The 10,789-nt window shown below is 62.6% G+C and carries 14 protein-coding genes and 2 riboswitches; of the genes, 8 read left to right on the top strand and 6 right to left on the bottom strand.

The features are described 5' to 3' along the window. Nucleotides 1-295: helix-turn-helix domain-containing protein (locus QU481_RS22845; protein WP_289828410.1), on the bottom strand; the 295-nt coding region annotated here is incomplete at its 3' end. A gap of 67 nt (nucleotides 296-362) precedes the next feature. Here QU481_RS22845 and QU481_RS22840 point away from each other — a divergent pair. The 4 genes from QU481_RS22840 to paaG all read left to right on the top strand — a co-directional run bounded on the left by QU481_RS22840 (nucleotide 363) and on the right by paaG (nucleotide 3,788). Further along, the gene (locus QU481_RS22840; protein WP_289832282.1) at nucleotides 363-1,640 is read left to right on the top strand and encodes an AAA family ATPase; all 1,278 of its coding nucleotides are present in this window, start codon (nucleotides 363-365) and stop codon (nucleotides 1,638-1,640) included. Nucleotides 1,641-1,668: 28 nt separating this feature from the next. Next, nucleotides 1,669-2,466, top strand: a complete 798-nt coding sequence (locus tag QU481_RS22835) for a Lon-insertion domain-containing protein (protein WP_289832281.1) — start codon at nucleotides 1,669-1,671, stop codon at nucleotides 2,464-2,466. Beyond that, a complete protein-coding gene (locus QU481_RS22830) occupies nucleotides 2,466-2,735 on the top strand; it encodes a hypothetical protein (protein WP_289832280.1) in 270 nt (89 codons plus the stop codon). Before QU481_RS22835 ends, QU481_RS22830 begins: the two co-directional genes overlap by 1 nt. A 276-nt stretch (nucleotides 2,736-3,011) precedes the next feature. Continuing rightward, nucleotides 3,012-3,788, top strand: coding sequence for a 2-(1,2-epoxy-1,2-dihydrophenyl)acetyl-CoA isomerase PaaG (gene paaG / locus QU481_RS22825; RefSeq protein WP_289832279.1), 777 nt, complete (start codon nucleotides 3,012-3,014; stop codon nucleotides 3,786-3,788). 158 nt (nucleotides 3,789-3,946) lie between these two features. Here the strand turns inward: paaG and QU481_RS22820 are convergent, their stop codons facing one another. After that, nucleotides 3,947-4,561, bottom strand: coding sequence for a trimeric intracellular cation channel family protein (locus tag QU481_RS22820; RefSeq protein ID WP_289832278.1), 615 nt, complete (start codon nucleotides 4,559-4,561; stop codon nucleotides 3,947-3,949). A 235-nt stretch (nucleotides 4,562-4,796) separates the two neighbouring features. Beyond that, a riboswitch (glycine riboswitch) is annotated at nucleotides 4,797-4,894 on the bottom strand. A 4-nt stretch (nucleotides 4,895-4,898) separates the two neighbouring features. Continuing rightward, nucleotides 4,899-4,985, bottom strand: a riboswitch (glycine riboswitch). A 74-nt stretch (nucleotides 4,986-5,059) separates the two neighbouring features. On the opposite strand from QU481_RS22820, the gene QU481_RS22815 reads away from it, so the two are divergent. After that, nucleotides 5,060-5,386 (top strand): tetratricopeptide repeat protein, encoded by a 327-nt coding sequence (locus tag QU481_RS22815; protein ID WP_289832277.1) that lies wholly within the window; start codon nucleotides 5,060-5,062, stop codon nucleotides 5,384-5,386. A gap of 40 nt (nucleotides 5,387-5,426) precedes the next feature. Here the strand turns inward: QU481_RS22815 and QU481_RS22810 are convergent, their stop codons facing one another. The 3 genes from QU481_RS22810 to QU481_RS22800 form a co-directional block, all read right to left on the bottom strand. After that, on the bottom strand, nucleotides 5,427-5,960 hold the full coding sequence (locus QU481_RS22810; protein WP_289832276.1) for a hypothetical protein: 534 nt from the start codon (nucleotides 5,958-5,960) through the stop codon (nucleotides 5,427-5,429). Between the two features lie 43 nt (nucleotides 5,961-6,003). Next, nucleotides 6,004-6,321: a YnfA family protein gene (locus QU481_RS22805; protein ID WP_289832283.1), complete on the bottom strand. Its 318-nt coding sequence runs from the start codon at nucleotides 6,319-6,321 to the stop codon at nucleotides 6,004-6,006. 105 nt (nucleotides 6,322-6,426) lie between these two features. Beyond that, the gene (locus tag QU481_RS22800; RefSeq protein WP_289832275.1) at nucleotides 6,427-7,452 is read right to left on the bottom strand and encodes an alginate lyase family protein; all 1,026 of its coding nucleotides are present in this window, start codon (nucleotides 7,450-7,452) and stop codon (nucleotides 6,427-6,429) included. Nucleotides 7,453-7,608: 156 nt separating this feature from the next. On the opposite strand from QU481_RS22800, the gene fumC reads away from it, so the two are divergent. The 3 genes from fumC to QU481_RS22785 all read left to right on the top strand — a co-directional run bounded on the left by fumC (nucleotide 7,609) and on the right by QU481_RS22785 (nucleotide 10,217). Beyond that, complete coding sequence (gene fumC, locus QU481_RS22795) at nucleotides 7,609-9,012, top strand: class II fumarate hydratase (RefSeq protein WP_289832274.1); 1,404 nt, start codon at nucleotides 7,609-7,611, stop codon at nucleotides 9,010-9,012. A gap of 23 nt (nucleotides 9,013-9,035) precedes the next feature. Continuing rightward, complete coding sequence (locus QU481_RS22790; protein WP_289832273.1) at nucleotides 9,036-9,482, top strand: SRPBCC family protein; 447 nt, start codon at nucleotides 9,036-9,038, stop codon at nucleotides 9,480-9,482. Between the two features lie 132 nt (nucleotides 9,483-9,614). Then, complete coding sequence (locus QU481_RS22785) at nucleotides 9,615-10,217, top strand: phosphatase PAP2 family protein (RefSeq protein ID WP_289832272.1); 603 nt, start codon at nucleotides 9,615-9,617, stop codon at nucleotides 10,215-10,217. 57 nt (nucleotides 10,218-10,274) lie between these two features. Here the strand turns inward: QU481_RS22785 and QU481_RS22780 are convergent. Then, the coding region (locus QU481_RS22780) for a transposase (protein ID WP_289829323.1) at nucleotides 10,275-10,789 on the bottom strand (515 nt) is incomplete at its 5' end.

Genomic DNA, 10,789 nt, shown 5'->3' with positions numbered 1-10,789 from the left:
ACTCGAACTTGAACTGCTGCGGCGTATTGTCTTTCACCGCCTTGGCCAGCCAGCTCATCTCATCGGCCGTCACCTTCGGTGGACGCCCCGGGATCGGCTTGGCCAGCAGGGCGTTTTGGCCGCCATTGGCAAAGTCTGCTAACCAGCGAAACACCGTGCGCGGGTTGACACCGTAGGCGGCTGCTACGCTTTGCACCGATTGGCCCTCTCGAATCGCCTTGACGGCTTGCTGGCGCATGACCTGGAGGGTGTGGTGGTCAATCCCGCGGGCGTCAGAGTTTCGTTTGCATTTCATGAAGAAAATTATCACATGAAATGGCATTACTTTCTAAAAGGTTAGTAACTTCGATACGACGGCGGACTTGGAGGACCTGACCGAGATCATTGGTCAGGTGCGAGCGATCGATGCGACCCGCTTTGGGGTCGGCATGCGCCATCACGGCTACAACATCTACGTGATGGGGCCACACGGCAGTGGCAAACGAACCATGGTCCGCGAACTGCTCAGCCAGGAGTTATGCGCTACCGGGGCGCCTGCCAGCGACTGGTGCTATGTAAACAATTTCGCCCAGCCGCATAAGCCGCGCGCCATCCGTCTGCCCGCTGGAATGGGGTTCAAGCTGCGGGCTGACATGCAGCAATTGGTGGATGAGTTGCATGCGACCATTCCTGCCGTATTCGAGGGGGATGAATACCGTCGGCGTCTCGACAAGATCAACGAGGAATTCAGCGAGCGTCAGACTCAAGCCTTCGATGCGATCGGAGACGAGGCGAACAGCCGTGGCATAGTCCTGCTGCGCACACTCAAGGGTTTTTCTCTCGCACCGGCCAAGAACGGCGAGGTACTCAGCCCGGAAGAGTTTGGCAAGCTGACGCCGCAGGAGCAGCAGCGCATAGAACGCGATACCGAGATGTTACGGGAGCGGCTCGAGAAAGTGATTCGTCAGGTGCCGCGCTGGCGGCGGGAGAGGTTAGCGCGGGTGGACAAGCTCAATGAAGAAGCGGTGCTATTCGCGGTAGGTCATCTGATCGACTCGTTGCGGGAGGACTTTGCCGGGATAGAGGCCGTACAGGCTTATCTAGACGAGGTGCGACAAAATATTATTGAAAATATTGACGATTTTCGCCAGCCCAAAGACGACGGGGATTCTTCTCCCTCGCTGTCGAACATGGCCCCGGACGGTGCCGATTTCGCCCGTTTTCGCGTCAATGTGCTGGTTGAGCATGCCGAGTCTTCCTGCCCGCCTGTGATTGATGAGGAGCATCCGACCTGTCAGAACCTGATCGGCCGGGTCGAACACCTGTCGCACATGGGGGTGCTTGTCACCGATTTCATGCAGATCAAACCGGGTGCCCTGCACCTGGCCAATGGCGGCTATCTGGTATTGGACGCGCTCAAACTCCTGACCCAGCCGTTTTCTTGGGAGGCGCTCAAGCGCGCGCTGTCTACCCGCGAGGTCCGCATCGAGTCGATCGGGCAGATGTTTAGCCTGATCAGCACGGTGTCACTGGAGCCAGAACCGATTCCACTGGACGTCAAAGTGCTGTTGCTGGGGGATCGGATGTTGTACTACCTGCTGGCAGCGTATGACTCTGAGTTTGCCGCGCTGTTCAAGCGTAGTGGCCGACCTCGAGGATGAGGTTGTGCGCAGCAATGAAACCGACCTAATGTACGCGCGCCTGATCGGTACCCTGGTACGCAGGGACGGCCTGCGACCTTTTGATCGGCAGGCCGTGGCGAGAGTGATCGAGTACTGCGCCCGCCGGGCCGAGGATGCCGAGAGGCTGTCAACCCATATGGAAAGCTTGGTCAGTCTGGTGCGTGAGGCCGATTACTGGGCAAGACAAGATAGTCGGAAGACGGTAGCCGGTAGTGACGTCGAACAGGCGATCAATGCACAGATCCATCGATCCTATCGCCTGCGGGAGCGGGTGCATGAGGACATCCTGCGAGGTGTGCTGCGCATCGATACCCAAGGGAAGCAGGTGGGGCAGGTCAATGGGCTGTCTGTCTTTCAGCTGGGCCAGTTCGCCTTTGCTCAGCCTGTGCGCATCACTGCGGCGACCCGGCTGGGCAGTGGCGAGCTGGTCGATATCCAGCGCGAGGTGAAGCTGGGCGGGGCGATTCACTCAAAGGGGGTGCTGATTCTGTCCGCCTTTCTCGCCACGCGCTATGCCGCCGAGCAGCCCTTGTCGCTGTCGGCCAGTCTAGTCTTCGAGCAGACCTATGGAATGGTCGAGGGCGACAGCGCATCGGTGGCAGAGCTGTGTGCCTTGATGTCATCGCTGGTGGGGCTGCCTTTGCGGCAATCGCTGGCGGTTACCGGTTCAGTGTCCAATTGGGGCGGGTTCAGGCCGTTGGCGCGGTCAATGAAAAAATCGAAGGATTTTTCGATATTTGCCGGCGGCGTGGTCTGGACGGTGAACACGGCGTATTGGTTCCTGCCGCCAATCTTTCACACCTGATGCTGCGCCACGACGTCATCGACGCGGTGGCAGCCGGGCATTTCAGCATCTATCCGCTGGAGACCGCCGATCAGGCCATCGAGCTGCTGACTGGCGTGAGCGCAGGGGAAATGGATGACCAGGGAAGCTTCCCCGAAGGCAGCGTCAATCGGCTAATCGGCGACCGGCTGAGCAAGCTGGCGGCGATCCGGCGTAGCTATGGTCGGTCGGAGGACGAGGGCAAACAGACGGCGTCGGCCGACGATCCCGCGGGTCAGGACAAGAGCTAGCCTAAGGGCCTGTCTACGATCAGCTGCGCGCGGGTGATCCTGTGTTGAAAGGGCGCTCAACATGCTTATCTACTCGATGAGTCCTTTCCACTTTTTCGCGCCATGTCGCCTTGGTAGATACCGCAGTTGGTTATGTCGACAGAATCAAGCATGCGCTTGGTCGATGGTATAGTGGGCGAGCACGAGTGACGGCGCCGGGCGCGCCGCCCCGTGCTCCCTGATACCACAGCCCGACGGCCGACCAAGTGGCAAGGCGGGCGTAGCCAAGGAAATTCCATGACGCGTTCCTATCAGCACATCCTCCTCGCCATCGAGGATGGGGTGGCCACGCTGACGCTGAACCGGCCGGGCAGCCTGAACAGCTTTACAGTCGAGATGCACGAAGAACTGGCCGAGGCCCTGACTGTGGTGAGCAGCGACGATGCAGTCCGCGTGCTGGTGCTGACCGGTGCCGGGCGTGGCTTCTGCGCCGGCCAGGACCTGTCTTTAGTGCCGGATGACTTGGGCGAGGTACTGGAGCGCTACTACGGTCCCTTGGTGACGCGACTGCGCGAGCTGCCCAAGCCGGTGATCGCTGCGGTAAACGGGGTGGCCGCCGGAGCTGGGGCCAATCTCGCGCTGGCCTGCGATCTGGTGATCGCCGCGCGCTCGGCCAGCTTTATCCAAGCGTTCAGCAAGATCGGCCTGCTGCCGGATGCCGGCGGTACCTATTTTCTGCCGCGCCAGGTTGGCTCGGCCCGCGCGATGGGCCTGGCACTCCTGGCCGACAAGCTGCCGGCGCAGCAGGCGGCCGACTGGGGGCTGATCTGGCAATGCGTCGACGATGAGGCGTTCGCCGCCACCGTACAGGACACCGCACGGCGCCTTGCCGACGGTCCGACGCTGGCCTATGCACGTATCAAGCAGGCGCTGCAGGTCTCCGCGGGCAACACGCTTCAGGCGCAACTGGTCATCGAGCGCGACTACCAGCGTGAGCTGGGGCAGAGTACCGACTTCGCCGAGGGGGTGGCGGCGTTCAACGGCAAGCGCGCGCCACGCTTCGTCGGGCACTGAGAACCTGTTCGCGGCCTCACGAACGAAGGGTCAGCCAGGACGAAATGACGCGAAAAAGCGGAATGTGCTCATCGAGTAGACAAGCATGTTGAGCCTTATTTCAACGCCGGATCACCCGAGCGCAGTAGATCGTGAACAGGTTCTGAGGTGGCGCCTGCTCAGTGCAGGCTACGCTGGTACGAGAACGTAGGCAGGTTCCAGCCACGGTACACGGCGCCCAGACGGATGCCGAGGCCGACGACAAAGCTTGCCAGCATATTGAGGTTCTCGCCGACGCCCAGATGGTGCAGCCCAAGGTAGAGCAGGGCGACCACCAGCGACACGCTGGCATACAGTTCCTGGCGGAACACCACCGGCACGCGGTTGCACAGCACGTCGCGCAGCACGCCGCCAGCGATACCGGTAATCATACCGGCGACCACCACCACCGGCAGCTGGTAGCCCATGCCGAGTGCGACATTGCTGCCGATCAGCGTGAACGCCACCAAGCCCAGTGCGTCCAGCACCAGGAATACATTGCGCAGCCGATGCATATAGCGCGACACGAACACGGTGAACACCCCGGCGCCGAGCGTCAGGTACAGGTATTCGGGGTGCTGGGTCCAAGCGATGGGAAAGTGGCCGAGCACGATGTCGCGCACCGTGCCGCCGCCCAGGGCCGTGAGAAAGGCGATGACCGAGACGCCGAAGATGTCCATATTGCGGCGGCCGGCGGCCAACGCCCCGGTCATCGCTTCGGCGGTAATGGCGATTAGATAGATATAAGTCAGCATGATGTTTTGTTCTTGATGATGAAGCGTCAATAACGGCGTCGTCGGCCGCGGGAGCGCCCGACGAATGTCTCAATGAGAATGATGGATCAACAGTGTGACGGTCGATCGGGTCGACGTCGGCGCGTCGACAAAGCGGGGGAACCGGCGGATAGGCCGATAGGTCGGATGGACAGGGTGATCATTAGCATGGTCAAGGGCTTGGCTCGGTCGTCACGGGCAATCAGTGCCCGGTCAGCCTCTCCCCTTGTCCTTTTACCTGAGAGTTTATGGTGGCTGGCGCCACACGCCCCTTCGGTGGGTCGGCGGGTGCCGACCTCTCTCCAATTGGCTAATCGATGTCCCGGTTGCAGTTCTTTTGCCTGAACGATTATGGGAGCTTGCGTCTTCGGCGGAGGGATAGCCCTCTCTCTCCTGCAACCAATCTATAATTATCCCGCACTGCAACAATACGGTCAAACTCACCGCCCCTGCGGTCGCTGCGGAACTTGAGGACATACCATGACGACTCCGATGCTCGATGCGCTGATGAAACTGGTCGGCACACCGCGTGACGGCGCCATGCTGCGCTTTGGCATCGCCAATGAATTGATGCACCAGCAACGGCTGAGTGAGGCCGAGGCGTACCTGCGCGAGGCGCTGGTCATGCAGCCGGACTATTCGGCGGCGTGGAAGCTGCTCGGCAAGGTGTTGGTGGCGGCCCAGAAGCCGGATGCGGCACGGTTGGTGTACCAGGATGGCATTGCGGTGGCCGAGCTGAAGGGCGACCTTCAGGCGGCCAAGGAGATGGGCGTATTTTTGCGCCGGCTGGACAAGGCGGCCGGCTGACAAGCGGAGATTTCACTACCCAACGCCGGGCATTGACCGATCAAAGGTCGGTTTCGCGGGTACGTCGCTGCGCCCAGCGGCGCAAACGCCGCAGCCTCAACCACTGCCGTCCATTCGCTCCGGCTGCGAGGCGGCGCTGCAGCCAGCGGCGGTACGGCGCGGTCTTCGCATGCGCCCAGTCTAGCGCGCGCAGCACGGTCGCATAGGCACGCGCCACCCAGTCGATCTGGAGCAGTGCCGGCTTGCAGATCGCAAACAGCCACGACGCGATGCCCATGCCGAGCAGCTTGGCCAACAGCAGTGTCAGAATCGCCAGCAGGTAGCGCTGCTGGATCACCAACGCCACTTCGACGAATTTCAGCGGAATCAGCATCAGCATCGGCACTGCCACGCCGGCGAGCGCCGGGTAGGGGCGCAGCGCAGCGAGCCAGCGCGACAGCCGCTCGGTCAGCGGTCGCCACGGCGCCCAATCGACGAAGCGGCGCACCAACGGGCCGAGCCGATCCCACCGCCAGGCTTCCAGCAGGAACAGGCTGGCGAGCAGGAACCAAAGCGGAGCGAGCAGTCGTTTCATGCGGAGGAATTGGGGATGGCCAGACGGTTCTGCAAGCGGGGTTTCAGCGTGGCTGGAACAGGATGATCGCCATGCCGCTCAGCGACACGGCGACCCCGGCCAGATCCCACCAGCTCGGCCGGATGCCGTCGACCAACCACAGCCAGCACAGCGCCACGCTGATATAGATGCCGCCGTACGCGGCGTAGACCCGGCCGGATGCGGCTTCGTGCAACGTCAAGAGCCAAGCGAACAGCGCCAGACTGAGTGCAGCCGGCAACAGTAGCCACGGCGAGCCCTGCCGGCGTAGCCACAGATAGGGCAGGTAGCAGCCGACGATTTCGGCCAGAGCGGTGGCAAGATAGAGCAGGAACGGTTTCATCGGACAGCAGTGCGGATCAACGCCGCCATTGTGCCCGATTCGCCGCTGCGGCGTGAGAATACCGCCCGGAATGGGCGGCAGTCGCATTGCGGATCAGGCCTATGGCTACGAGGTGCACACCGCAGCAAGCCACAGTGGTGGGTTCTTCGCCAAGCTCTGGGCGAGGGGATGGTAGCGTGCATCGAGCAGGCTGGCCGCCCAATAGAGCCCGTTGGCACTCTTGGGGTCCCACTGGCCGCTAAAGCCCGGCAGTCCAGCCTCGCGGCGCTGCAGGTCGAATTTCACCGTTGTGTGCACATATTCTTCATGAGTCTTGCGGCCGTCTGCGAACGGCTGCAGCCAGTTCAGCCCCTTCTGCAGGCTTTGGCCATCGCGGCCGGCCAGCGTCAGCCAGTCTTGGCCCATGGCGCGGGCGGCGAGCGCGGCGCGTGTCAGCGGCTCCAGGTCGTAGACGACGTAGTGCAGCGCATCGCGCTCCTCGAAGTCGATGACCGAGCCGTCGGCCCGCATATTGGCGTCGAGCTGGCGCAGAAACGCGGTCCGTGCGGCATTCAGCAGATGGCCATCGTGCAACGCCACGGCGGCGAGCGTGACGAGCTTGACGCGATGGCTCTGCCAGTTGTTGACCGACGTACCCTGACTGGCCGGTCGCATCGCCTGCATGCGGGCGAGATAGCCTTCGGCCATGTCGCGTAGCAGTCGACGTACGTTTTCACGGGTGGCGGCCGGTAAGTCCGCCTGGCTGAGGCTGTACGCATCGATCAGGCCGTCCATGCTGGTTTCGTCGATCGGGTTGAAGCTGGGGCGGTAGACTCCGGTCCATGCGTCGAAATACACCGTGAGCCGGTCGAGCGCGGCCTGGTCGTGCTCGGTGCGCCATACCAGTGCCAGCACCCGCATATAGTCGAAGTCGCGTTTTGCCTGCACCGATTGGTCGTAAATGCCCTGATGCGGCAGCGTGCCCTCTGTGTGGAGCACCGGCATTGCTTGCGGCGTCGCTGCAGGAGGCCGGGCAAGCGCCGCTCGCAAGGTGGCGGGGTTGGGTGTCGGGGTGCAGACCAGTGCTTTGGCAGGGGCCATGGGGGCGGCCAGCAACAGGGTCAAGCCGATGACCGACCAGTGTTTGCGCATGGGGGTTCCTTCGCGGATTCGTTATCGGCGCATCGTAAGTTTTGCCGTTCGCTCGGTCTGTGGGGCAATGGTAAGCAGGCGTAACCGGGTGTAAGCAGTACACTTAGGATGAGTTGGCCTACCCGGCCGCATCATCGAGTGAGGAGGAAGCATCCCATGACGGATTTCCGTACCGAGACCGATTCGATGGGCGCCATCGAGGTGCCTGCACACCGCTACTGGGGCGCGCAGACGCAGCGCTCGATCGACAACTTTCCGATCGGTGTGACGCGTTTTCGCTGGCAGAGGCCGGTGATCCGGGCACTGGGCATTCTCAAGCGGGCGGCGGCCGAGGCCAATGCCGAGCTCGGAGAGCTGCCGGTTGAGCAGGCGCGCCTGATCGTGCAGGCGGCCAACGAGGTGATCGAAGGCAAGCTCGATGCAGAATTTCCGCTGGTGGTGTTCCAGACCGGCTCAGGCACCCAGTCGAACATGAACGCCAACGAGGTGATTGCCAACCGGGCGATCGAGCTCGCCGGCGGTACGCGAGGCAGCAAGACACCGGTGCATCCGAACGACCACGTCAACCGCGGCCAGTCGTCCAATGACACCTTCCCGACCGCGATGCATATCGCTGTGGTGTCCGAGTTGAATGAGCAACTGTTCCCGGCGGTGCGCCAGCTGCGCGCCACGCTGGCGGCCAAGGCCGACGCGTATCAGAGCATCGTGAAGACCGGGCGCACCCATTTGCAGGACGCCACCCCGATCACCCTTGGGCAGGAAATTGGCGCCTGGGTCGCGCAGCTCGATTTCGGGCTTGCCGCGGTCGAGGCGGCGCTGCCGGGGCTGTACGACTTGGCTATCGGCGGCACCGCTGTCGGCACCGGCCTGAATGCCCACCCCGAGTTCGGCGACCGCGCCGCACAGCACATCGCGCAGCTGGCCGGTGCGCCGTTCCGCTCTGCGCCGAACAAGTTCTTCGCGCTGGCTGCGCACGATGCGCTGGTCAATGTGTCGGCGGCGCTGCGCACGCTGGCCGGCGGTTTGATGAAGCTGGCCAACGACGTGCGCTGGCTCGCCAGCGGGCCGCGCTGCGGCATCGGCGAGCTGAACATCCCGGAAAACGAGCCGGGCTCGTCGATCATGCCGGGCAAGGTCAACCCGACCCAGTGCGAGGCGTTGACGATGGTGTGCGTGCAGGTGTTCGGCAACGACGCGGCGGTAGCGTTTGCCGGCAGCCAGGGCAATTTTCAGCTCAATGTATACAAGCCCGTGATGGTGCACAACGTGCTGGAGAGCATCGGCCTGATCGGCGATGCCTGCCTGGCGTTCGACGAGCACTGTGCGCGCGGTATCGAGCCGAATCTGGCGAAGATCGAGGCCAACCTCGAGCGCAACCTGATGCTGGTCACTGCTTTGAACCGCCATATCGGTTACGACAAGGCCGCCCAGATCGCCAAGAAGGCGCACCACGACGGCACGACGCTGGCCGAAGCGGCCGAAGCGCTCGGCTATCTGACGACAGAGCAGTATCGGGCATGGATGGTGCCGATCGATATGACGCACCCGTCGAAGCAGTAGTCGGCGTTCCGCAGGAGGTGGCGATGCACGAGCTCAGGTTTGTCTATGTCAGCTATATCGCGGCAACGCCTCAGGCGCTCTGGCAGGCGCTGATCGACGGCGAGACAACCCGGCGCTACTGGCATCGGGTCGAGTCGAGCTGGCAGATCGGTGCGCCGCTGACGCTATGGGAGGAGGATGGTCGGGTCGATCAGACCGGTACGGTGCTGGTCTGCGACCCTCCGCGCAAGTTGGCGTATACCTGCCAGCAGGTGTCGTTCGAGGCCGGGCGCTTCGAGAAGCCGTCTCGGGTCAGCCTGCTGCTGGAGCCTGTGGAAGACGGCATCATGCGTCTGACGCTGACGCACGACGACTTCGAGCCGGGCAGCGTAGTCTACGCCGGCATTACCCGAAGCTGGCCGGCCATTCTGTGCGGGCTGAAGAGTTTGCTGGAGACCGGCTCACCCCTGCCGTTCAGGCAGTTGCCTTGAGGGGCGAGTGCCGCCAATCCTGCCGGCATTATTGCCAGGCCTTGCTTAACAGGGTTTTGTGATGGCGCTAAGATTCTGTTAAGTTTGCCGCGCTATATCTAGCGTCAAGTCGAACTGAGCAATGGATTTTTGATGAGTTCCCTCGAAGCGTTGAACCACTCGCTGTTTCTCTCGATCAATGCCACCGCGGCGACACCGCACCTAGCGATCGTCGCCGGCATCGTGACCGCCCAGTACCTGATCTTCACGGTGCCGTTGCTGATGGTAGGTTTGTGGCTGCAAGGTGGCCATCCGCAGCGCGTGCTGGCCGTGCGCGCCGTGCTGGTGACGGTGCTGGCCCTGCTGATAGCGCAAGTCGTTGGTCAGTTTTGGCCGCATCCGCGGCCGTTTATGATCGGGCTCGGCGCGCGCTTTATACCGCATGCTGCCGACTCGTCGTTCCCTAGCGATCACGGCACGGTCATGGCCGCTGTGACGCTGACCCTCTTGCTCGGTCGGGCTAGGCTTTGCGGTCTGGCGATGCTTTTGGTCGGTGTGGCGGTAGCATGGTCGCGCGTGTTTCTCGGCGTGCACTTCCCGTTCGACATGCTCGGCAGCGTGGTGGTTGCGGCGCTGGCGTACGCCCTGCTAGTGCCGTTTTGGTTGCCTTGCGGCGAGGCTGTGGTGGGCGCTGTGGAACGACTGTACCGCTGCGTGCTGGCCCGGCCGATTGCAGCAGGATGGTTGCGGGCCTGAGCGTCAGTTTGGCCAAGGGCCACTACTGAAAAAGGGAGCCGATGGCTCTAATGCCGTTCACTTAGCGGATCGAACCTGTTTGATTGGGTAACGGGACGGCAGCTTTTTCACCACGCGGGGGCATTCACGCCCCCGCCGTTGTTTCGGTAGCAACAACTCCCCGAGGCGTTCCCGCAGACGCAGCAAGCGCGCCGGCAAGGTGCCGGGGCTGCTGATCGCCAGCCAGCTCCACTCATAGCGCAAATAATGCAGCGCTGTCGTAAAGCTAAGATCGGTCGGCGCAACCCCCACTTCCCGCGCGATCTCAGCCATCTCCAGTCGGACCAGGTTGTAGGCCAAGAGCGTCCCCCACACTTCCTGTCGGACGGTCTCCGGAGTGCCACTGCGTAACGTCAATTCGTCCCCCAACATGTCCTGCTTCAGCTCGCGGTAGCTGGTCTCGATGTGCCAGCGTTCCTGGTATTGCGCCGCGATCTCCTTGGCCGGCCACGCCTTGGTATCCAGCAAGGAGGTCAACAAGATGCGCCGGCGCCCATGCCGAGACACCGTTTCGATGGCCCGCGCTTCCCAGT

The organism is Crenobacter oryzisoli (assembly GCF_030385785.1).
GTDB lineage: Bacteria > Pseudomonadota > Gammaproteobacteria > Burkholderiales > Chromobacteriaceae > Crenobacter_A > Crenobacter_A oryzisoli.
Note: the sequence above shows the minus strand (reverse complement) of the source record. Positions and strands in the feature narration are given on the sequence as shown.